Origin of the sequence: Bacillus sp. G1(2015b) (assembly GCF_001482475.1) — a bacterium.
In the GTDB taxonomy this organism is placed as follows: domain Bacteria; phylum Bacillota; class Bacilli; order Bacillales; family Bacillaceae; genus Bacillus; species Bacillus safensis.
This window is the reverse complement of the sequence record NZ_LKIC01000002.1, coordinates 92,432-115,829: the sequence shown is the minus strand read 5'-3', so window position 1 is coordinate 115,829 and position 23,398 is coordinate 92,432. Positions and strand designations below refer to the sequence as shown.

Below are 23,398 nucleotides of genomic sequence, written 5' to 3'. Positions count from 1 at the left end.
TGTAAAAGCGGCACTGGGCGTGCCGCTTTTTTATTTTCGTCCAGCTCTTATTTCATCTGTCATGCCTTCATATGGTGCTTCTGCGATAATGGTTTCGTCATTCACACCTGCATGATGGATATACGTAATGTCCGCAAATTCTGGGACAACATATTTCGGATAGGTTTCGTATTTTTCACGAGATTCTTTCATGAGATCGATGTAGTCATTTTGATAGCAGACCGTGATGTCTGGACGTTCATGCACCCATTTTGGGAAGAAGATGACGCCATGCATGCGTTTTTCTTCAGGCATAAAGTTCAAAGAGACGTCTGTCCCAGTTGGTTCTGTCCAAGAGACCTTGTATACGCCTTTTGTCAGCTTCACAATATTTACTTCCTGATCACGGACCCAGCGTCCTCCAACCATTCCGCTATGAATGCGGTAATCAATGGTGTGATCGTTTTTAATGTAAATCTCATATTCCCAGCCATTTTCATACGTATAAATCATATGAAGTCCAACGAATTGATCCATGTTTATTCCTTCTTTCATTAGAATGATGTTTTTTCAAACATGTTGTGATTTACATGTTTATTTTAAAGTCTATGGTATACTATTGTCAAAGAATAAGCGTTGGAGGCACATCATGAGAGTACTAAAATATGCCATTCTTGGCTTGCTGGATCAGCATGAGCTGACAGGATACGATATTACGAAACATTTTAAGGACTCCCTTGGACAGTTTTGGAGTGCAAAGCACAGTCAGATTTACCCTGAGCTGAAGCGTCTTACAGAGGAAGGGTTTATTGAATTTGATATTCACATACAAGGAAAAAAGCTGGAGAAGAAGGTCTATCAAATTACAGCGGCAGGAAAAGAAGAATTGCGTCAGTGGTTAAGAACAAAAGATCCGATTCCAGAAACAACAAAGGATGAATTCATGCTCAAAACATTTTTCATCTCCTCCATGGACAAAAAAGAAGCGGCTGACCTCTTTGCATATCAACTTTTAGAGCGCACCAAGAAAGTAGATGTGCTGGAACAAAAGCTGCACGCTTTGACAGAGGAAGACCCTTCTGCTGAATCACTGCACTCAGCGCAATTTGGTCATTACTTAGTGCTGACAAGAGCAATCGAAAGAGAAAAAGGCTATGTCCGCTGGCTCCAAAAGACCCTTATACGTATTGATTCATCTATGGTCTAAGGACAATGGTCGGATGATTTGATAAAAAATGGTTTGAAACGAGTGAATTTATCAATAGAAACCGCTACAATGGATATATTCGTATTAAAGTGAGGCGAGTATGTTTGAGTAATCAAGAAGCGTTGTGGAATGAAGCAGAAGCTTTTATTTCTGTATGCTATGAAGAATTAAACAAATCAAATGAAGAGAAAGCAGCACGTCTGCATGAAATAAAAAAAGAAATTGAGTCTGAAGGTAGTTATACGCATACACTAGAGGAATTAGCTCACGGGGCGAAAATGGCATGGCGCAACAGTAACCGCTGCATTGGCCGTTTGTTTTGGTCGACCCTGCAAGTGCATGACTGCCGGCATGTAAAGACTGAGGATGAGGTGAAAGAGGCGCTCTTTCATCATATTGAGTATGCGACAAATGGCGGGAAAATCAAACCGTCTATTACGATCTTTCCCCCAGAGAGTCACAAGCAGAAGGAAGTCGTCATTTATAATCATCAGCTCGTTCGTTATGCAGGCTATGAGACGGAATATGGCATCATCGGCGACGAGGCATCTCTTGAATTAACAAAATTATGTGAAGCCCATGGCTGGAAAGGAGAGGGCACACATTTTGATATTCTACCTCTCATGTTTCAGCTAAAAGGTCATCCGCCTGTTCTGTATGAGCTTCCGAAAGAAATCGTCCAAGAGGTAGAGATCACCCATCCTGAATATGATGGATTCCGTGATTTGGGACTAAAATGGTATGCGGTTCCGATTATTGCTGATATGAAATTAGAGATTGGCGGTATTCATTACAACGCTGCACCGTTCAACGGCTGGTATATGGGCACAGAAATTGGCGCACGCAACCTAGCGGATGAAAACCGCTATAATATGCTAAAAAAAGTTGCTTCTCTTTTAGGACTGGACACGACCAAGAATTCGTCCCTTTGGAAGGATAAAGCCATTGTCGAATTGAATGTGGCGGTTCTCCATTCTTATCGCGAAGCAGGGGTGACGATTGTTGATCACCATACAGCAGCACATCAATTCAAGCAGTTTGAAAAGCAGGAAGAGAAGGCTGACCGCAAGCTGACTGGGGACTGGACATGGCTGATTCCCCCTGTATCACCAGCAGCTACCCATATATTCCACAAGCATTACGACAATACCATTGTGAAACCAAACTATTTTTATCAGGACAAGCCCTATCACGGGACAGAAAAAGCCTAGCGATAGTTATATGTATGTTCTCTAATATGATGTTGAACATTTAAATTGATTAAAAAACAAGGGATAGATATCTATCCCTTGTTTTTTATTTATGATGACCACAAAAGATCTCTTCCTTACTACAACAAGGGGCGAAAATTTGCGCTCTCGCATTCCACTTCTGTATGACTTTCTCACCCTGGGGTTGTTTATCCTTTTGCATTCCCTGCCAAGTTTGATCCCATGAGGACCATTCCTTGATATTAACAATTGTTATAACATTCAACTCCTATTTTTATTTTTTGTTTTAATTGCTTTTACTCGGTTCATCCAATTGCTCAGAATTTCTGAGTCGCAGACTTATAAATACTAAGATCAATGCAATGACCGTTAGGAAAACCCCCAGCAATCGGAATCCTGTAAAGTTGAACGCACCTCCCATAATGATACCTGTCAACAGTGAAGATAAAATTGTTCCCAAGTATCTCGATGTAAGAAATAGGCCAGATGCTACACCGGCAATTTCTTTTGGAGAGCTTTTAAACAAAGCTGCCTGCATACCAACAGCGTTTAGCCCGTTGCTAAAACCGAATGCGGCTAACGCCAGACACACACTGATGACTGGTGAACTTTGCGTCCATGTCACGATCCACACTGCCCCTACCACCATCAGTAATGAGGATACAATCAATACAGGTCTGGGTCCTGATTTATCGACCCATTTCCCTGCTATTGGCGAAGCTACAATCGAGCTCAAGCCCAAGGTTAACATAAGAATCCCTGTCTGGAATTCACTGACAAGACGTACCATTTGCAGGTATGATGGAATCCCAAAAAAGAGTGAATAATAAAGTAAGTTAACTAGCAAGTATTGTATATTGACCCAAGTCATCTCTGGATATTTGGCGAAGGTGCGTAAAGGAATAAATGGCGACACTGTTTTTAGCTCATGTCGTACGAATATTCCCACCGCAATGAGACCGATTAGCACAATAACGATATTCCACATAGAGAAATGCCCAGATGATTTCGCTGCCAGCAAGCCAACTAGAAGGGCAATCAGACCCACCGCAAAGAGCAGAATTCCTGGCACATCAATCACACCCAGTAATTTTCGAAACGACATGTCACGTGAAACCGTTGCGGCTGGTCCATCGTTAGGAATCATTTTCCAAGCTAATATAAAGCTCGCCACTACAAACGGGGTATTGACGATGAAGATCGCTGGCCAGTCCCACCATTGAATAAGTACTCCTCCGGCAAAGGGTCCTATAGCTGCTGCACCGGATAGGAAAATTGATAAACCTGCTAAAGCATCTGATTGCTTTTCAGTAATATGAATGCGTATTATAGCTGTTCCAACTGCAATCAGCATACTAGTTCCGATTGATTGTAAGATTCTGAACACAATTAGCCATCCGAAATTTGGAGAAAATGGAGCCAGAATAGAAGAAACTAAGGATACAACAAGACCCGCCAGAAATATCTTCCTCCGACCGAATAAATCACTAGCCTTCCCCATGACAGGTTGGGCGATAGCACTAGCGATATAAAATGAAAACACAATCCAGGAAACAGCAGTAAAATCAATGCTATACACATGTTGCAACCTAGCAATAGCAACAGAAATCATTGATGAATTTAAAGGGTTTAATAATATTCCTAGTCCAACGGATATCATTAACCATCTGCTACGAGAATTCATTTTTTCTCCCCCTTTATAGTTGTTACATTGATATCTTAATTGGAATTTTACATTCATTCCAACGCATTTAAAGTTATGATATCATTGACCAAAAGGAATGATTGGAGAGAAAATGAAATGGAACTCCTTCAACTACAATATTTTCTAGAGGTAGCTCGATTAGAGCATGTAACCGAAGCTGCACGAAGCCTCCACGTTACGCAATCGTCGCTAAGCAAAACGATTCAGCGTCTGGAAGAAGATTTAGGGGTACCTTTATTTGATCGCACAGGCAGAAAACTGCGATTAAATGAATTTGGCAACAAATTCATTCGTCGCGCGGAAAGGGCTTTGTTTGAGTTGGAACAGGGAAAACAAGAGATTAGCGATTTGTCTAGAGCAGAATCTGGCACACTAAAGCTTGCGGTAACCACAGCAAGCACTTTGCCTCAGATTATGCGAGAGTTTCGTAAAAAACGACCTAATATCCAATTTCATGTGCAAATGCTGACCACACTGGAAATGGTCACGCTTTTACATCGAGGCGAAGTCGATTTTTGCTTGTCGTCCTCTCCTTTTCAAGGGGAAGACATCGAATGTCAAGTTGTCTTTGTTGATCCCATTCTTGTAGCAGTTCCTAATGGGCATCGACTGGCAGACCGAAGTAGCGTATGTTTAACAGAACTTAAGGATGAATGCTTTGTCGGTGTGAAAAGAGGATACGGCACTCGTGATTTAGTAGACTCTGTATGCAAATCGGCTGGAATTGACCTTAAATATGTGTATGAGGGCGATGAACCTACACGTTTGATCAGTCTTGTAGAAGCTGAAATTGGACTTGCCTTCATACCAAGCACAGCAAAAATATCATGGGGAAAGATTAAATATTTGCAAGTTGAGAATCATGAACTTGTACGTGATATCGCTTTATTATGGCATACAAGCCGATACATGACGCAAGCTTCATTGGAATTCCGCAAGGTAGTTCTAGACTATTTTGAGGCAATATCGAACCAGTCCAATTAATCTTATGCATGACTTGTACCGATTCGATGTTATACGAGGTCTAAGTCCCAACCAGCCTCAAACATATCTCTACAAGTAGGTGTTAAACTGTTTACTTGACGGAAATCAATGTCCTACGCCCCCGTACGTTCTACCCTGGCTACTGATAGATTAAATCTAAATAAAAAAAGTTCAACCAGAAAGTTCTGGCTGAACTATATAATACGAACGCTCCGTCTAACTATCATGAATAGGAATAATGTTTACAAATAGCTAGTTTTTTATGACCGTATTCGAAAAACCTTATAATGAGCCAGCTCGGTGAGCGGTTCCATGTGCATGCCGGTGACTTTTGAAAAAGGACTTCCTTTCCGGACAGTTTCTAAGAAATCAATCACTTTCTGCTGCTCACCTTCTACCTTTAACTCGACATGACCTTCATCTGTGTTGCGTACCCAGCCTTTCATTCCACGATTGACGGCTTCTCCCTGAACAAAATAACGAAAGCCGACTCCTTGCACACGTCCTTTTACAATGGCGTGATAATGAACCATGGTCATCTCTCCTTTTTTCACATCGTACCATAGCCTGCATCTGATCTTCACGCCTCGACTTTGATTTGTTTGTCAAACGATGTAAAATAAAAGCCAGTAGACAACCAAAGGAGATGGCCATCGTGGGACAGAAGAGATATGCCATAGAAGGAATCCAGGTGGGACAACCTATCATTACCTATGCGAACGGAAAAGAAATCAAAACAGCCATCAACAAAAAGCGCATTCATGAGCCTGTGTATTTAAGTCAGATCAATTTTGAGGGAGATGGCCAAGGTGATTTGATTCATCATGGGGGTTATGATAAAGCCGTCTGCGTCTTTCCGTACGATCATTATGCTTACTTTGAGCAATTTTTAGGGATTCCTTTACAGGAAGCTGCCTTTGGCGAGAATGTAACAGTACGCAAGCTAGTCGAGACGAATGTGCATATTGGCGATGTGTTTCAGCTTGGAGATGCATTTGTTGAGGTGAGCCAGCCAAGACAGCCTTGTGTGAAATTATCTGTTAAGCATGGCAACATGAAGCTTGTAAAAGAAGTGCAAAAAACAGGGTATACAGGCTTTTATTTACGTGTACTGAAAGAAGGCATGGTGCCGCCTGATGCATCGCTTGTACTCGTAGAAAAAGCGTCCCATCACATTACGGTCCATGAGGTCAATGAAGTCAAATATCGTCAAACAAGTCCAGAGAGACTGAAAGCCGTTCTTGAAGTAGAAGCTTTAGCAGATGTGGTGAGGAAGTCTTTAGAAAAACGAATTCAGCACATTTAAAAAAAGCCGTACATCAGCTTAAGATGTACGGCTTTTCAGCGTTTATGAGCTGCGTTTCTTTTGCTCAAGAAGATTTGCAAGGAAATATGTTTTTAAGCTTTGAAGCTTTCTTCCTTCATGCTTAGTCACACCAAGCTTCTTTAATTCTTCGACATACCAGCCTTTGCTACCATAATGCATGATAGAAAACTCCTTTCAATTGAAACTGCCTGCATTGTAACATCTCAAAAAAGGACGTGAAAAGTGTGCAGGTGTCAAGAAATGAAAACTGATTCTATCTGCCTATGATCCATGTATATGCTGGAAATATTGATTTATGAATTTGGCGGGTTGAGGGTAACGAGGATCATGCCGACCGTCATAATCATGATGATAACACCAAGATAGGTCATCATGGATTGTTTTTTCTTAATCCCTACAACCGTTAAAATAATACTTTCGATGAAAAAGATAACACCTATGATGATGAACCACATATCAAATAAGACCCCTTTCGCATATCTTTGCCTATTTTACCACAGGCATTTTTGTTTAGTCGTGACAGATTCGTGAAACGGGCATGAAAAAATCCCCTCCAGTAAAGGAAGGGATCCGCTGGCTTACAGCTTTGTTAAAATAATCGGTTCGTCTTTAGTGATCACAATGGTATGTTCAATCTGTGCGACTAGACTTTTATCTGGTGTTTTAAATGTCCAGCCATCATCAGCCTGATAAATCGATTCAGCATTTGTTGAAATGAAGGGCTCGAAGGCAATAACTGTGCCATTTTTAAACAAAGCATTATCGAATGGATCATAGTAGTTCAAAATATGGTTAGGTGCTTCATGCAGGTTCTTCCCAATGCCGTGTCCTGTCAGGTTTTTAATAACGGTAAACCCTTGTTCTTTCGCTGTATTGTAGACCGCACGGCCAATTTGGTTTTGTCTTTTACCGGCTTTTGCATGTTTTAATCCTTCTAGGAACGCATCCTCCGCACACTTACATAATGCTTCAAGACGAGCATCACCTGTACCTAAAACAAATGAAATGCCTGTATCGGAATAATATCCGTCAAGCTCTGCTGAGATATCAATGTTTACGAGGTCACCCTCTTGTAAAATCGTTTTTTCACTAGGGATACCGTGTGCCACTTCATCGTTTACACTGATACAAGTGGTACCAGGGAAGTCATATTCCTTTTCAGGTGCTGAATTGGCACCGTGCTCTTCTAATATTTTTTTCCCAATCAAATCTAATTCTTTTGTAGACATGCCTGGTTTCGCTTGGCTTTTCATTTCTTCTCTTGCCAAAGCGACAATTCGGCCGACTTTTTTTAAGGCTTCTAACTCATGATCATGTTTGACAATCACTGTTCATTCCCGCTTTCTATAACTTCATTCTATTCAATAGCTTACCACATTTTACGCAAAAAGAGTAAAGAGCGGAATTCAAATGGATGTGGACAAATTGGTATAGATAACTAGACGTGCATATGATATATTTTTTATGAACATCATGAACGATTTAGTCATGATGATGACAAAGGGGGGAGAAGTCAGATGGTGTTTCAGTTTTTTCAAAAGCTAGGAAAATCATTTATGCTTCCAATCGCTGTACTTCCAGCAGCAGGGATTATTTTGGCCATTGGGCGTGAGGATGTATTCAATATCCCGTTTATTTATGAGGCAGGGAATGCAATTTTTGCGAACTTGGCTTTAATTTTTGCAATGGGTGTAGCGATTGGTATTTCAAAGGATGGGAACGGGGCAGCGGCATTATCAGGTGCGATTTCTTATTTTATTTTGTCAGCCGGTACAACGTCGATCAACTCAACCAACAATATGGGGGTATTGGGCGGTATTTTGTGCGGGCTTTTGGCAGGTTATGTTTACAATAAATTTAAGGATACGAAACTGCCGGAATACTTAGGTTTCTTTAGCGGAAGGCGGCTTGTGCCTATTATGACGGCACTTTTCACCATTCTATTAGCAGCCGTTTTCGGATATGTATGGCCTCCGATTCAAAGTGTGATCAATGATTTAGGGGAATGGATTTTAAGTCTCGGTGCAACAGGTGCAGGGCTGTTTGGTTTCTTTAACCGATTGCTCATTCCATTAGGACTTCACCATGTTTTGAATAACTTATTTTGGTTTCAATTCGGGGAATTCAGCGGGGCAACAGGGGATTTAGCGCGATTCTTTAAAGGAGATCCAAGCGCGGGTGTCTTTATGACAGGATTCTTCCCAGTGATGATGTTTGGTCTGCCAGCGGCATGTCTAGCCATGGTTGTGACTGCAAAACCTGAGAAGCGAAAAGCAACAGCTGGTCTGATGATTGGGATGGCACTTACATCATTTATTACAGGGATCACTGAACCAATTGAATTTTCTTTCATGTTTTTATCTCCACTTTTATATGGTGTGCATGCTATTTTAACAGGGCTTTCGCTTTTTATTGTGAACACCCTCGGGATTCATAGCGGCTTTGCCTTTTCAGCAGGTGCGATTGATTACGTCTTAAGCTTCGGCATTGCGCAAAAGCCGATCTTGCTTCTTGTAGTAGGAATCATTTATGGCGTCGTGTACTTTGTCGTTTTCTATTTCCTCATTAAACTATTAAAGCTGAAAACACCAGGCAGGGAAGATGATGACATGGAAGATATCGCAGCGGATGATGCGGTGACAACAGGAGGAGCAAGTATGCTCGTAGAGGGACTTGGGGGCAAAGACAATATCACCACGATTGATCATTGTGCCACACGTCTTCGCTTAACAGTAGAGGATACAAATTTATTAAATGAAGGTACATTGAAAAAAGCAGGCGCCAAAGGGGTGCTGACTTCTGGAAAAACATCCGTACAAATTATTATTGGAACGAATGTAGAATTTGTCGCAGATGATCTCCGTAAGGAAGTCGATCGAGATTAAAAAAAGCGTTCAGCCAGGTCAAACGGGCTGAACGTTTTTTTGTTTACGCTGTTCGATCACTAGCACAATACTGATCACAACGAGTAAGAACCATGAACTAATTTTCCCTAGATGAACAATGGACCAAGCATGCTGCTGATTTGGATATTGCCATGCGCCTAAAAAGGTGGTGACATTTTCGGCAATCCAAATGAAAAAGCCAATCAGGAAAAATGAAACAACAAGCGGCATTCGAAAGGAAGATGGACCAACCTGAAACGAAACCGACGTTTTCCAAAACACAACAACAAGCAGACATGTCAGCCACCACCTGACATCATAAAGCCAGTGATGCGTAAAGAAATTGAGATAAATGCACAAACTGATACCAATTGAAAGAAATGGATGAGGCCAGTCGGTCACTTTTACATGAAGTCGTGAAAATGCCTGATAAATATAACTAGCCACACTTGCATACATAAAGCCGCTATAAAGTGGAACCCCGAATATTTTTGTATAAGCTTCTTCTGGATAGGACCAAGAGCCCATATGTACTTTATACACTTCTAAACAGATTCCTATGAGATGAAATAGACAAATGACCTTTAGCTCCGTCCAAGTCTCCAGCCGCAACGCAAGCATCAGGATTTGAGCTGCGAGGCAAAGCAGTAGAATGAAATCATACCGGTGAAGAAAAGGAATAGACACCGTCTTTGATAGGGCAAGCGCCGCAAAGATCATGACGGGGAATAGACATGAGATGGCCTGTAAATAAGCAAAATGAAATAGTGTTTTCATACAAAATTAAACCCCTTTTTACTGTCTGAAATGACTTAGACGGTTTTCGCAAGGGAAAAGTTTACCTCTATGAAGCAGCAAAAAGAGAAATAACAAGATAAGATGAATTCTGGTGTGACCTGTTCAGTTTTGACTCATTGGAAAGTTTGAAAGGTGTTGCTTTGTAATAAAGTTTAATCATAAATACCTCATAAACCCTTATTTTGCGATAAATTAGAAGAACCCATTTTTGAAAAAAGTTTGATCATTTTTTATCAGGAATTTAATTAAATTTATAGTAATCAACCATTATGGCAACTTTAAAAGCATGATCAATCTCATTTACTCTTAATTGTAAATGGATTGTGTTTCTTCTTCCTAAACTGTGATGTTTCTTTTGCTTCCTGTTTTATGTGGAACAGTTTTTTTCCTTAAGAAACGTCTTTCTACCAAATATACGACGAACATAGACAACAAGCCGACACCGATCGGTATGCCGAACGCTTCGTACGAAAATGATGATCCTTTAAGCTTAAGCTGGCTTGTGGCGCGGTACTCGAGCCGCTTGGCGGCGAATTTCGCCGTCAAGATATCTTCTTGCTTCGCCAAATCTTCAAACGCAGGTTCCATCGCGAACCGCTCTGGCGAATCACTGTGCAGGAAAAGCTGCTCAGCCTTTCCACCGTTCACGTTCCAGTTTCGGATATCATCTGCAGCGCGCGTCTTCACGTCCGGTCCCACAAAAATCATTTTGTCGAGTTTTGGAGCATCCTCTATTTGATATCGGGCGATCAGGTTCAGACCGTGCCGAGTAACAACCGGCTCGCGTTTGTTGGATATCGTCAATGTTGTTGTTGTTCCAGAAGCCCCGTACGTGTCAAAAGCCGAGGATAACATAAGCTCGTCGGCACCGTCATACAGCAGGACTCCGTTCTTTTCCTTGCTCCATTGAAACGCATTGTTCAAAATATAGACGATATCGCTCAATCCGGCCGTGAAAGGCTCCATTTGCGGATGCTGAACAAAATCGTAGGAAGGGTAATTCATTTCCTTCGCCACTTTCTCCGCTACAGGATCTCCCATTTGCTGGGATATAACATACAGTGTGGCATCAATCCCCGAAGTCAGGCCGGCGGAGGAGACTATGTTACCGTCATGCACGTAACGCTGATCCCTTTTCCAAGTAATCTCGGTATATTTCTTTTCCAATCTGCCGATATCTCCCCAATGTGTTGCTGCAGATTTCCTGTTCAGCAGGCCGGTATCCGCCAAATTTTCCGCCCCATTGCAGATGGACAACAATATCGTTTCCTTGCCGGAGTGCTTCATTATCCAATCGCGGACGGGCTTGTATTGCGCTTCATCCAAAATCGGCATGAAAGGGATCACAATTATATCCGGGCTTTTGCCTGTCAATTTGTCCAACTCGTCGAAAGAGTAATGCGGTACGACATCAAGCCCGCCCGTCAACGATTTTATGTTTTTGTTGGGAGCTGCCGCAAATACATTGTACGAACCCGTCATGGAGAACATTTCGTATGGTACGAGAAAATCAAACACCTCGGTTACTTCATTCGCCAAAATAACGACCACTGTTGGCTTTTTCGAATCATAGGTAGGAGTTTGGATGCTTTGTAGAGAAGCAGGAACTGGCTTATCATAAACCGACATAGCCTCCTGCATCGTGCTCATGAAACCGATCGCTCCGGTTCCTCCAACAACCAGAACGAAAATGCATACATACACGATGAAACGCCATAATTTATTCAATTGTCTTCTCTCCCTTAATGTTCTCTAGTTAATTGTGACGTGTTACTTACTTTGATAATAAAGGGAGGAGGAAATTGATTAAACCCGCTCGAGGCTTATATTTTCTCTGACTAAGGTCTTAGTAAAGGACTTTTTTCTCGAACAGCAGACGAAAGCTTATTTTAAAATATTAACTGACCGGACAGGTTGTTAGAGTATTACTTCTGGTTCTTTAAAGGTACACATCACTACTAACCAATACCTCATCCCTATCGTACTTTGACACAGCAGTTGAGTTGTTTGAAAACCATGAAACGCGTCACACTCCAAAAGTTTATTTCTACAAGCTGCACACACTTTTGAGATTTGCATAAATTAGATATTCATGAACAATTTGTGAATATATATGTGAAAAAGATCACAAATAAGAAATAGCATAGTATAATAAGATCATAAAGAAAATGTGAAATATTTCACATAATTTAAAAGGAGGCATCATCATGTTTACAAAATTCTTACAAACGAATGTATGGGCAGCCGTTATCCTTTTGGCAGCAAGACTTTATATCGGATGGACTTGGCTGACATCTGGTATTGGAAAACTAACAGGTGGATTTGATGCATCAGGCTATTTGCAATTTGCGATATCTGAACCTGTCGTCAAAGATGGTCATCTTGTGTATCCGTTCTATGTATGGTTTTTAGAAAATGTCGCTTTGCCAAATGCCGGATTATTTAGTGCTATGGTCATGTGGGGAGAAATCTTAGTAGGCCTAGGATTAATTGTCGGATTATTCACAACAACGGCAGCCTTTTTTGGAAGCGTGATGAATGTCTCTTTCTTACTAGCTGGAACTGTCTCTGTGAACCCGCTGCTTCTTCTGATCGCGGTCTTCATCATGGCAGCGAAAGGAAATGCCGGAAAACTTGGTCTTGATTATGTAGCAGGTCCAGTCCTCAAACGAAAACTGAAAAGAAAGCCGCAATTAGAAGTGGCATCATAATAAAGAAAAGCATCCAGAGCATGTGCTCAGGATGCTTTTTAATTTAAGAATTGGCTTTTATCAAGTTGATATGCAGCACGGTGAGTTCATGCTGGCTAATATCAGGATCATGTCCAACGATAAATTCGAGCTCATAATCACCCGTTCGATACACATATTTTTTCTCTTTTGTTTGCGGGATGGTGCTCACTGAATCCGCTGATCCAAGCTGTTTCTTTAGTAGAGCAGGGGTCATTCCACCAATATTCGTTTCTTTTTCTACATTCGTTCCGAAATAACGGATTTCATCAATCTTGCCTTTTGCATCATAGTGAAAAGCAAATCCAGGATTCCCCATTTCAGCGTGATAGAGATCAAAGCTGCTTTGACCTGTTTCTGGGTATGGATTTCCGAGCTTATGATGAACGTCTTTTTTGGTTTGAACGCCAATTTTCAATCCTTTAGCATAGTAGGGCATTTGTCCTTTATGTGCCAGCTCATAAATGCTGGTAAGCGCGGCTTTTGGACCTTGAGGAACGGATTGTTCTGCTGCTGGTTTGGCCATGGCGTGTGCTGAGACAGCAGGGCTGAAACCGAATAGGGCAGACGAAGCAAGTGAGGCAGTCACGACAAAAGCTGCTGTTTTCTTCATGATAAATCCCTCCTTCTTCTCCTATACCCGGTGCAATCATGATCAAACGTAAAAAGAACCAGCTGATCAAGGATCGGCTGGTTCTTAGCATGAGAAAGTTATTTTGAAGAAGAGCTGGATTCATCTTTGGCGGAAGAGGAATCCTTTTCATCCTGTACTTTCTTTGTATAGTCATAGTCGTTGCGGTCAATCGGTGTAAAGCCTTTAGGTTTGTAGAAACGGAGTAAATCTTCGGTGACAATCTTATCAGATGTCTCCAGCATCTTTTTCACCGTTTCATTTTCTTGTGATGCCTTGTCAGTTGGCTCGATTTTCTCGCCTGTTTTGTTGCTGTAATAGTTATTGCCTACTTTCGTGTAGTCCTTAGACACGAAGTCACCGTTTCTAAATGGCACAAGCTCTTTAAAGTTCTTCGATAAGATATCAGAACCAGACATTAAATAGTTCTTCGTATCATCGCCGAGCAGGTGCAGAAGGGTTGGTGCGACATCGACTTCACCAGAGTATTTATGAATCTGTCCGCCTTTTACGCCAGGTACATGGATAAAGAGCGGCACACGCATGAGCTGTGCATTTTCATAATCTCCAATTTTTTGCCCTGTCACTTTTTCCATCGCTTCATTATGGTTTTCAGAAATGCCGTAATGATCTCCGTACATAATGACGACTGTGTTGTCATAGAGACCTGACTTTTTCAAATCGTTGAAGAACTGTTCAATCGCTTCATCTAAATAATGAGCCGATTGGAAGTAGTTATCGACGACAGAGTCACCGAAGTCACCAGGTTCGAAATCAGTGTCACCTTCGTCCATTCCAAATGGGAAATGGTTCGATAAGGTAATGAATTTCGAATAAAACGGCTGCTTCAGGTTTTTAAGCATTGGCATCGATTCTTTGAAGAACGGTTTGTCTTTCAGTCCGTAGTTCTTCGTATCCTGCTCGTTCATATCGTAGTACTCAGAATCGTAAAATCTGTCATACCCAAAGGATTTAAACATTTCATTACGGTTCCAGAAGGTTTTCGTATTGCCATGGAATTCGGCTGACGTATATTGATCCTTCTTCAAAATACCAGGAAGTGCTTGATACGTGTTTTGCGCTTTGTTAATAAAAACAGAGCCCTGTGATAATGGGAATAATCCAGTATCCATCATAAATTCAGCATCAGACGTTTTTCCCTGTCCTGTTTGATGGAAGAAGTTATCAAAGTAAAACGTTTTGTTGTCGTGTGCCAATGAGTTAAGGAACGGCGTTACTTCTTTTCCATTCACTTTATAATCAATGACAAAGTTTTGCAGAGATTCAAGAGAAATTGTAATCACGTTCATGCCTTTCGCTTTCCCGTAATAAGCCGGGTTAGGATCAGCGCTGTTCGCTTTTAAATAATTCTCTACATCTGTCACGTCATTTGAATTTGCGAGAGCACGCTGGCTGTTTGATTTCACATTTTGAATGGCATCAAACACAGTAAAGTTATAAGCACCTAAATATTTAACTAAATAATTGCGGTCGAACGATCTTGATAAAAGCTCTGGACGATCGATCTCTGCAGCAACTAAGTTTAAAACAAAGATCACAACAGAGGACACAAGGACGAGTCTAAACGATTTTGACTTTTGTACAGGTACAGTCGTGGCTGTACTTGTTTGCTGCTGCCTTTTCATGCGGACTGCAAGTACGATCAAAATGATTGTATCAATAAAGTAAAACACATCAGTCCAACGCATGAGTGAAAATGCACTATCACCTAATTGTCCGCCATTCGTTCCTGCCTGCATCACTGTAGGCAGCGTGATAAAGTCATTGAAGAATCGATAGTACACGATGTTTGCGTATAGTAAAAAAGACATGAAAAAGTGAATCACAATGATAGCGGCAGGCTGCCATTTTTTCTTGAACAATAAAGCAAAGCCAAGAAAGAACAAGCTGGAGCTAATAGGATTCACGAAAAGCAAAATATGCTGAAGCACATTTGATATACCAAGTTTAAATTCGATTAAATACGCTGAATACGTTTTGAGCCATAGTAAGATGGCTGCAATCAGAAAGAAGCCGAGACCTCTTTTTTGAATAAATGTTTTCATATAAACACTCCTTTTCTCCGATACACGGAAGAGGCGGAACGAAAGAAAACGAACCATTAGAATATACCACGAAATGCACAAATAGAAAAGTCATAACCGGTGAAGCGCCTTTGCAAGCCTGTCCGAGCAATAAAAGGAGAGAAAATGAAAATATTCGCCCATCGAAAAACTTTTTATGAAAATCGACCTATTATTGACAGAAAATTCAGCAATTTTCCAGTTGCTATATCAATAAAACAGGTAAAAAGGCATAAGTCTAAAGAATTAATTTAATTTCTACAATGGTCATTTAGAGAGTTTTTCCATTGTTTATTAATGTTTATGCAGGTTAAGCAAAAAAAATGAACAATGGAATGGAACAAGAAGATGGATAAAAATTCCTCTTATACGATATATCAATATATTTTTGTGTTTCATCAACATAATGCTTTTGATGTGTTTTTTAAGGGTTTCATTTATTTTAATAAGTAAACAAATTATCTAGATATACTTAAGTGAACATATCGAGACTATAAACTTCTGAATTGGGGTCGATATAGACAGTGACAGGAAATCTTCCATTGAAAGGATTGATAGTATATGACTGTACGAGCAGAGAACCTCGTTCAGAACTGGTTTCCGAGTGAGGACGGAAATGCAGGAGAGCGTAAAGAACTCGTCAAATTGATGGAGCAGATCATTTCAGGGGTCGATGACCTGAAGGATCCCAACCGTGCACACCTTAAAGGCGAAAAGAATCGTGGGGAGGACTTTTACAAAAAGCTCACTGAAACAAGTCAAATTCCGATGAACGGCCAGCAAGCGGAACTTGTGAATGAAGAATTACTGAAGCTTTTACATAACCATCCATACCACACCAAGTATTTCTTCACGAACATTTTGCCAATGGCAAGTACACCAGGAATTTTAGGCATGCTGACAGCTATGCTGGTAAACGGAAACAACCTATGGGATGTTTATGGGCCAGCAGGTGCGGAAGCTGAGGTCAGAGTGGTCTCAATGATGTCTAAGCTCATCGGATATGATCCAAACGTGAGCGGGGGATACACAACATGGGGAGGTCAAGGAGCGATTTTTTCAGGACTTCGTTTAGCGATTGCCAAAGCAGCGCCGGAGTCACTGCGAAAAGGAGTTCCGCAAAATCTTTATGCGTTTTGTTCTGATGCCGCACATTACAGCTTATTTAAGTCAATGGAAGCAACAGGACTTGGCACAAACAACTTAATCAGAATTAAGACGAATAAAGATCATTCAATGGATATGGAAGATTTGCGTTGTCAAATGGAACGTGTTGCACAGGATGGCGGGATTCCCGTTTATATTGTGGCAACAACCGGAACAACAGATGCCATTGCAATTGATGATGTAAAAGGGGTACGTGAAACAGCAGAAGCGATTGCTGAAAAGTATGATCTGAAGGTGCCGCATATTCATGCAGATTCGGCGCTGGGTGGATTCTTTGCTTTCTTTAATGAGTATGATGTATCAGAAAACCCGCTGCAATTCACAGACGGTGTTCTTCGTATGCTAAAAGAAATCAAAGCGAAATTCCAGCATCTTTCTCTTGCAGACTCGATGTGCTTTGATTTTCAAAAGCTCGGCCAAACACCTTACACATCCAGTTTATTCTTAGTGAAAAACGCTGCTGACTTAAAGCGTTTGGATCTGGAAGAACAAGAGACGCCATATGTTGGCCATAGAGGCTACGGGGAATACCATACGGGTTATACACTTGAGTGCTCAAGAATGGGAAGCTCAATCAGCATGCTGAGTGTGCTGTTAACGTTTGGGATTGAAGGCTACCAGCGCTTGCTCGGTCAATTCTTAGAAGTAAACCTTGCCTTCAGAGAAGCACTTAGTAGGGAAATTCCGCAAGCAGAAGTCGTGAATGATGACAACGTCGGAATGGCTACATTATTTAGAATTTACCTAGACGGCTCACCGCGTTTTCAAGAAGAGATTTCTGGCGAAGCGACTTCAATGGAAATTGAGCGAAACAATGAATTGAACAAAATGTTGTTTGAAAAGCTTGGAGAGAAAAGAGACGAGATGTTCTTTGGCGATACAACGAAGTTTTTACTTGTTAACTCAAAAGAAGGTCAAGAATTCTATCTAAGTGTTAGTAAGTTTTTTGTCATCTCACCTTATACGTTACCAGAGCATATCCCTCATATCGTATCTTATTTAAAAGATGTGATTGCATCTGTTTGTGGACAATTTGAAAATGTACATGCTTAAACCAAATCTGAGAGTGGAGATGTAGGAAAAAATGGCGAAACAAAGGAAATTTGGAGGATACACGATATCCTCTAAAATCATGTCAGTCGTTACCGTAACATTACTCGCAACCGTTGCATTATTCGTTCTAACATTTTATCTAGTCAGCCAGGATTTATCATCCCAGTTATTAAAGCAATTTGATTATCGATTAACAACAGATATTGATACCGCCAAAAAAGAAATCGATAACATCGATGGAAACGTGCTCAGCATTAGCGGGAAGGATGATCCCATTTATGTTGATATCAAAAAGAAATTCACAGAGCTTCAAAAAGATCATACGCTTGAGAACTTATACGTGTTATCTAATAAAGGCGGTAAAGAAAGAATTATCGTATTAACTGGGGAAGACAATGATTTTGACCAGGATTATGCATTCTCAGATGAGATGAAGCAAGCTCTTTCTGAAGATAAAATGGTCAAAAGTGATATTTACCATGATTCATATGGAACACATAAATCAGTCTTTTTGCCAATCAAAGATTCAGGCGGTGAGCTGACAGGGATTTTAGGGATTGATCTAGATGCATCAATTGTTCCAGCCACTACGAAGAAGCTCACAATCTACATTACGGTTGCATCGGCTATTGTGCTCATCGGTGGATTGCTCTTCTCCTTTATCATGGGAAGAAGAATTGCGAAACCAGCACGTTCATTGATGGATTCAGCGAACCGAATTGCTGACGGTGATTTAACTGGAATGGTAGAAGTTGAGAGTAAAGACGAGATCGGCCAGCTTGCCGCATCCTTCCAAAAGATGCAGGGGCGGATCAAAGAGCTCATTTCGAAGATCTCGCACTCATCTAGTGAAGTATCAAAAATGTCTTCACAGCTTCGCACGGTGACGAACGAATCAAGTCAAAGTGCGCAGCAAGTGTCAGAAGCCATGACGAATATGAGTGAAGGAATCAATGATTCTGTCGCAAATATTACGGATTGTACGAGATCTGTTGCAGAGATCGATACTCAAATCGAAGGCGTCACAAAAGAAGTCGATGAAATGAAATCTGTTTCATCTGATGTACAGGAGCAGTCAGAATCTGGTCAAAAACTTGTGAACCATGTGCTTGATCATCTGAACTTGTTACATGACAAGATGACCAACTCGAAGCAGGCAGCAGAAGAATTACAGTCTCATTCCACGGAGATTGAAAGTGTGATCTCGATTATTACGGACATTTCAGCACAAACGAATCTTCTTGCACTGAATGCTTCCATTGAAGCGGCACGTGTTGGGGAAGAAGGAAAAGGGTTTGCTGTTGTGGCAGATGAGGTACGTAAATTAGCAGAGCAATCAGCAGATGCAGCTAAAACTGTTTCAGACCTCGTTATCGGTACACAGGAAAACAGCCAGCGTGTTCTTGAAAGCGTAGAGGAAAGCAGTAAAGCAGTGGAAGAAGGACGTGAGCAAATGGAAGGCACGTCACAGAACTTCGCTGTGATTTACGACGGTGTATCTCAGTTTTCAAGAAGAACGAACAATTTGCTTGCTTCTATTAAGCAAGTTGAGCGAGCATATCAAACGATTTCTACATCGATTGAGCAAATTTCTGTTGTATCGGAAGAACATGCAGCCAGCTCTCAAGAAGTAGCGGCAGCAACAGAACAGCAAAGTGCTGGTATGCAGCAAATTTCAAGTGCGATTGAACAGCTCTCTGACATGTCAGACGACTTAGCACAAATGGTCTCAACTTTCAAAATCGACAAGAAATAACGAGAAAGGGCTAAAATATTTTAGCCCTTTTTCTCTTTTCAGCGAAGAAGGGACGAGCGCCGAATGCGGTTTGTCTAGACGCTGAAGCTGGCTCTTGTGAGAGAGCCAGCTTTTTTGCTATGCTTAATCACATACTTGCGGTGAAAGGAGAAACGCTATGGATTTTGCGCAGAGATTATCAGAAGAACGGATCAAAAAAGCGATGGATAACGGGGCTTTTGAAGGATTATCTGGCTTTGGGAAGCCTCTGCCAAAAGATGACGCTGCTCATGTACCAGAAGAACTTAGAATGGGCTACCGCATTATGAAAAATGCCGGATTTGCTGGGGAAGAAACAGCGCTGAAAAAAGAACTTATGACTGTCAAAGAATTACTTCAATCGAGTATAGATGGAGAGGTAAGAAAGAAACTGTCTCTCATATGTGAAGAAAAACAAAAACGTCTGGATGAACTTACATCTAAGCGTCAAACTTTTGCCCGCCCAGCCTCCTCCTTTTACAAAAATAAGGTCTACGAGAAATTAACGGAGCATAAAAAAAGATGATGACACGCTGCCTCTCCCTGAGCACATTGAGGGAGCTTTTTTTATGTAAGCGCTACATTTTATTGTTGACTACATGTATATACAAATATAAAATATGAAGTGAACATGTATATACAAGTTTTTTGGTTCTTTTTTCTTATATAAAAAAACGATCTCGGAGGGGATAGTATGGCTGATTATCAGGCAGCAGCAGATCAGATTGTGAAAGCCATCGGCGGCAAAGAAAATATCGATCAAGCGACACATTGTGTAACAAGGCTGCGCTTTGTGCTGAAAGATGAGGGCAAGGTGGATGAGAAAGCACTTGAACAAATTAATGAAGTGAAGGGATCTTTCTCAGCGAACGGTCAATACCAAGTTGTTATCGGCCAAGGGGTCGTCAATCGAGTATATGCCGAAATGGTCAAAAGGACGGGAATTGGGGAAGCCACAAAAGAGGACGTCAAGCGTGCCTCTGATCAAAAATTGAATCCATTGCAGCGTGCTGTGAAAACGCTTGCGGATATCTTTATACCGATTCTTCCTGCTATCGTCACAGCCGGTTTATTAATGGGGATTAATAATATTTTAACAGCTCCTGATATTTTCTTCGATCAAAAATCGATTGTGGATGTGTACCCAGCATGGGCTGATTTAGCGAATATGATCAACTTAATTGCAGGCACTGCCTTCACGTTCCTGCCAGCATTAATTGGCTGGTCAGCTGTGAAGAGGTTTGGGGGGAATCCGCTTTTAGGGATGGTCCTCGGTCTGATGCTCGTACATCCAGACTTGTTAAACGCATGGGGCTATGGAGCGGCAGAGAAGACAGGTGACATTCCTGTTTGGAACTTGTTTGGACTTGAAGTGCAGAAGGTAGGCTATCAAGGACAGGTTCTTCCGATACTCGTTGCCTCCTATTTACTTGCAAAGCTCGAATTATTTATCACAAAACGGACACCTGAAAGTATTCAGCTGTTAGTTGTTGCACCGATTACGTTATTAGTCATTGGATTTTTATCATTCATTGTCATTGGACCTGTTACATTTGCAATCGGTAATGTTTTAACATCTGGACTTGTAGCGGTATTCCAGCAATTCGCAGCACTTGGCGGTCTATTATACGGCGGACTGTATGCAGCATTAGTCATTACAGGAATGCACCATACGTTCCTCGCTGTTGATATTCAATTGATTAACTCAAAGCTGCACGGCACGTTCCTATGGCCAATGCTTGCCTTATCCAACATTGCACAAGGATCAGCTGCCCTTGCGATGATGTTTGTCTTAAAAGATGAAAAGCAAAAAGGACTTTCGCTGACATCAAGTATTTCTGCTTATTTAGGAATTACCGAACCGGCCATGTTTGGGGTCAACCTGCGTTATCGATTCCCATTTATTTTTGCACTAATCAGCTCAGGACTAGCCGGTATGTTTATCGCCTCTCAAGGGGTGCTGGCAAGCTCAGTTGGTGTTGGCGGCATTCCAGGAATCTTCTCCATTATCCCGAAATATTGGGGTGCATTTGCAATCGGAATGGTGATTGTACTCATCGTCCCATTCATCGGCACACTTTTATATGCAAAACTAAAAAAGAAGAAGGATTTTTCAGACGAACTTAACTAGTGGTGGTGAAGGAAATTGAATCAGCAAACAAATGAACCGTGGTGGAAAAAAGCGGTGGTCTATCAAATTTATCCGAAAAGCTTTTTAGATACAACCGGCTCTGGGACAGGTGATATCAATGGCGTGACGAAAAAGCTTGATTACATCAAAGAGCTTGGGGCGGATTGTATTTGGCTCACGCCAATGTATGAGTCCCCGCAGTATGACAACGGCTATGATATTAGTGATTATACAAAAATCCATGAGATGTACGGCACAATGACAGATTTTGAACGCATGCTGAAGGAAGCGCATGAGAGAGGAATACGAGTCATCATGGATCTAGCCGTTAACCATACATCCATTTTCCATGAGTGGTTTCAAGCCTCGCGTGAGTCAAAGGATAACCCTTATCGAGATTATTATATTTGGAAGGAGCCAAAAGCGGATGGATCTCCGCCGAATGATTGGCAGTCGAAATTTGGCGGTCCAGCCTGGGAACTCGACGAAGTAACAGGAGATTATTATCTTCATTTATATGATGTCACTCAGGCGGATCTCAATTGGGAGAAGGATGAAGTGCGCAGGAAAGTATATGACATCATGCACTTTTGGTTTGAAAAAGGAATTGATGGGTTCAGGCTGGATGTCATCAACAACATCTCAAAGGATCAGCGTTTCTTAGATGATGCCGGACAATCTGTGCAAGGCGACGGCCGCATGTACTATACAGACGGGCCAAGAATTCATGAATTTCTGCATGAAATGAACCAGGAGGTTTTTTCGAAATACGATAGCATGACAGTGGGAGAAATGTCTTCAACGAATATCGCAGACTGCATTCGGTATACAAGACCTGATCGGCAGGAGCTGGATATGACGTTTAACTTCCATCATTTAAAGGTGGATTATCCAAACGGTGAAAAGTGGGCGATCGCACCATTTGATTTTCAAGAATTGAAGTCGATTCTGTCTGAATGGCAGACAAAAATGCATGAGGGCGGCGGTTGGAATGCGCTGTTCTGGTGCAATCATGATCAGCCGCGTATCGTCTCAAGGTATGGTGATGATGACAAGTATCATCAGCAGTCAGCGAAGATGCTGGCAACCACAATTCATCTCATGCAAGGGACTCCTTATATTTATCAAGGTGAGGAAATTGGTATGAAGAATCCTCGCTTTGAGGACATTTCGTCTTATCGGGATATCGAATCACTCAATATGTATGAAGTCATGCTTGAAAAGGGAAAATCAAAGGAAGAAGCACTCGCCATTTTACAGGTCAAGTCAAGAGATAATGCGCGAACACCAATGCAGTGGACTTCAGAGAAGAATGCAGGTTTCTCAACAGGAACGCCTTGGATTGAGCCAGCCAATAACGACATTTCGGTCGAGGCTTCATTAAAAGACCGGACGTCCATTTTTTATCATTACCAAGCCCTTTGCAGACTGCGTAAAGAACTTGACGTGATCACATATGGCAGCTTCTCCTTACTCCTAGCAGAAGATCCAAAGATTTTTGCTTATGTTAGAGAAAGCAAGGATGAGAAGCTCCTCGTGATCAACCACTTTTATGCAGGGGAGACGGACTTTACGCTTCCTGATGAGCTTGTGCAGGCTGTTGATGAGATGGAGAGTCAAGTGCTGTTATCCAATTATGAGGATGTGCCGGCACATATCAAGGGATTTACGTTGCGCCCATATGAGTCAATCGTTTATCATTTAACCAAACGCTAGAAAATGGGGCGGAGGGA

The 23,398-nt window shown here is 41.5% G+C and carries 21 protein-coding genes; 11 read left to right on the top strand and 10 right to left on the bottom strand.

All coding sequences use genetic code 11. From position 1 onward, the window contains the following. Positions 1-30 precede the first annotated feature (30 nt). Positions 31-516, bottom strand: a complete 486-nt coding sequence (locus AMR95_RS02525) for a phenolic acid decarboxylase (protein WP_008341777.1) — start codon at positions 514-516, stop codon at positions 31-33. 112 nt (positions 517-628) lie between these two features. On the opposite strand from AMR95_RS02525, the gene AMR95_RS02520 reads away from it, so the two are divergent. Both AMR95_RS02520 and AMR95_RS02515 read left to right on the top strand, forming a co-directional pair. Further along, positions 629-1,186, top strand: coding sequence for a PadR family transcriptional regulator (locus tag AMR95_RS02520; protein ID WP_058837494.1), 558 nt, complete (start codon positions 629-631; stop codon positions 1,184-1,186). 104 nt (positions 1,187-1,290) lie between these two features. After that, the gene (locus AMR95_RS02515; RefSeq protein WP_058837493.1) at positions 1,291-2,397 is read left to right on the top strand and encodes a nitric oxide synthase oxygenase; all 1,107 of its coding nucleotides are present in this window, start codon (positions 1,291-1,293) and stop codon (positions 2,395-2,397) included. Between the two features lie 286 nt (positions 2,398-2,683). On the opposite strand, the gene AMR95_RS02510 is transcribed toward AMR95_RS02515, so the two are convergent. Beyond that, the gene (locus AMR95_RS02510) at positions 2,684-4,081 is read right to left on the bottom strand and encodes an MFS transporter (protein WP_058837492.1); all 1,398 of its coding nucleotides are present in this window, start codon (positions 4,079-4,081) and stop codon (positions 2,684-2,686) included. 117 nt (positions 4,082-4,198) lie between these two features. Here AMR95_RS02510 and AMR95_RS02505 point away from each other — a divergent pair, with 117 nt between their 5' ends. Continuing rightward, on the top strand, positions 4,199-5,086 hold the full coding sequence (locus AMR95_RS02505; RefSeq protein ID WP_058837491.1) for a LysR family transcriptional regulator: 888 nt from the start codon (positions 4,199-4,201) through the stop codon (positions 5,084-5,086). 260 nt (positions 5,087-5,346) lie between these two features. Here AMR95_RS02505 and AMR95_RS02500 read toward each other — a convergent pair whose 3' ends face one another. Beyond that, positions 5,347-5,619 carry an acylphosphatase gene (locus AMR95_RS02500; RefSeq protein WP_058837490.1) on the bottom strand — a complete coding sequence of 91 codons (273 nt, stop codon included), beginning with the start codon at positions 5,617-5,619 and terminating at the stop codon, positions 5,347-5,349. A 122-nt stretch (positions 5,620-5,741) separates the two neighbouring features. Here AMR95_RS02500 and AMR95_RS02495 point away from each other — a divergent pair, with 122 nt between their 5' ends. Further along, on the top strand, positions 5,742-6,392 hold the full coding sequence (locus tag AMR95_RS02495) for an MOSC domain-containing protein (RefSeq protein WP_058837489.1): 651 nt from the start codon (positions 5,742-5,744) through the stop codon (positions 6,390-6,392). Positions 6,393-6,434: 42 nt separating this feature from the next. Here AMR95_RS02495 and AMR95_RS18720 read toward each other — a convergent pair whose 3' ends face one another. The 3 genes from AMR95_RS18720 to map form a co-directional block, all read right to left on the bottom strand. After that, positions 6,435-6,572, bottom strand: a complete 138-nt coding sequence (locus AMR95_RS18720; protein WP_064497716.1) for a YflJ family protein — start codon at positions 6,570-6,572, stop codon at positions 6,435-6,437. Between the two features lie 134 nt (positions 6,573-6,706). Further along, on the bottom strand, positions 6,707-6,868 hold the full coding sequence (locus AMR95_RS19190) for a hypothetical protein (RefSeq protein WP_087976421.1): 162 nt from the start codon (positions 6,866-6,868) through the stop codon (positions 6,707-6,709). 123 nt (positions 6,869-6,991) lie between these two features. Continuing rightward, positions 6,992-7,741, bottom strand: a complete 750-nt coding sequence (map, locus tag AMR95_RS02490; protein ID WP_024424611.1) for a type I methionyl aminopeptidase — start codon at positions 7,739-7,741, stop codon at positions 6,992-6,994. Between the two features lie 189 nt (positions 7,742-7,930). Between map and nagE the strand changes: the two genes are divergently transcribed. Further along, positions 7,931-9,298 (top strand): N-acetylglucosamine-specific PTS transporter subunit IIBC, encoded by a 1,368-nt coding sequence (nagE, locus tag AMR95_RS02485; protein ID WP_058837488.1) that lies wholly within the window; start codon positions 7,931-7,933, stop codon positions 9,296-9,298. Positions 9,299-9,316: 18 nt separating this feature from the next. On the opposite strand, the gene AMR95_RS02480 is transcribed toward nagE, so the two are convergent. Continuing rightward, on the bottom strand, positions 9,317-10,075 hold the full coding sequence (locus tag AMR95_RS02480) for a DUF817 domain-containing protein (RefSeq protein ID WP_058837487.1): 759 nt from the start codon (positions 10,073-10,075) through the stop codon (positions 9,317-9,319). 357 nt (positions 10,076-10,432) lie between these two features. Beyond that, positions 10,433-11,824, bottom strand: a complete 1,392-nt coding sequence (locus AMR95_RS02475) for a DJ-1/PfpI family protein (protein WP_058837486.1) — start codon at positions 11,822-11,824, stop codon at positions 10,433-10,435. Positions 11,825-12,303: 479 nt separating this feature from the next. Here AMR95_RS02475 and AMR95_RS02470 point away from each other — a divergent pair, with 479 nt between their 5' ends. Then, positions 12,304-12,807, top strand: coding sequence for a DoxX family protein (locus AMR95_RS02470; RefSeq protein ID WP_024426621.1), 504 nt, complete (start codon positions 12,304-12,306; stop codon positions 12,805-12,807). 43 nt (positions 12,808-12,850) lie between these two features. Here AMR95_RS02470 and AMR95_RS02465 read toward each other — a convergent pair whose 3' ends face one another. Both AMR95_RS02465 and AMR95_RS02460 read right to left on the bottom strand, forming a co-directional pair. After that, positions 12,851-13,438: a YjgB family protein gene (locus AMR95_RS02465; RefSeq protein WP_058837485.1), complete on the bottom strand. Its 588-nt coding sequence runs from the start codon at positions 13,436-13,438 to the stop codon at positions 12,851-12,853. Positions 13,439-13,536: 98 nt separating this feature from the next. Then, positions 13,537-15,522, bottom strand: a complete 1,986-nt coding sequence (locus AMR95_RS02460; RefSeq protein ID WP_039177124.1) for an LTA synthase family protein — start codon at positions 15,520-15,522, stop codon at positions 13,537-13,539. A 579-nt stretch (positions 15,523-16,101) separates the two neighbouring features. Between AMR95_RS02460 and AMR95_RS02455 the strand changes: the two genes are divergently transcribed. The 5 genes from AMR95_RS02455 (at position 16,102) to treC (ending at position 23,381) form a co-directional block, all read left to right on the top strand. After that, a complete protein-coding gene (locus tag AMR95_RS02455) occupies positions 16,102-17,760 on the top strand; it encodes a pyridoxal phosphate-dependent decarboxylase family protein (protein ID WP_058837484.1) in 1,659 nt (552 codons plus the stop codon). A gap of 31 nt (positions 17,761-17,791) precedes the next feature. Beyond that, positions 17,792-19,516, top strand: coding sequence for a methyl-accepting chemotaxis protein (locus AMR95_RS02450; RefSeq protein WP_058837483.1), 1,725 nt, complete (start codon positions 17,792-17,794; stop codon positions 19,514-19,516). 157 nt (positions 19,517-19,673) lie between these two features. Then, positions 19,674-20,060 carry a J-domain-containing protein gene (locus tag AMR95_RS02445; protein ID WP_058837482.1) on the top strand — a complete coding sequence of 129 codons (387 nt, stop codon included), beginning with the start codon at positions 19,674-19,676 and terminating at the stop codon, positions 20,058-20,060. Positions 20,061-20,228: 168 nt separating this feature from the next. Further along, positions 20,229-21,665, top strand: a complete 1,437-nt coding sequence (treP, locus tag AMR95_RS02440) for a PTS system trehalose-specific EIIBC component (RefSeq protein ID WP_058837481.1) — start codon at positions 20,229-20,231, stop codon at positions 21,663-21,665. 15 nt (positions 21,666-21,680) lie between these two features. After that, positions 21,681-23,381 carry an alpha,alpha-phosphotrehalase gene (gene treC / locus AMR95_RS02435; RefSeq protein WP_058837480.1) on the top strand — a complete coding sequence of 567 codons (1,701 nt, stop codon included), beginning with the start codon at positions 21,681-21,683 and terminating at the stop codon, positions 23,379-23,381. The last annotated feature ends 17 nt before the right edge of the window (positions 23,382-23,398 follow it).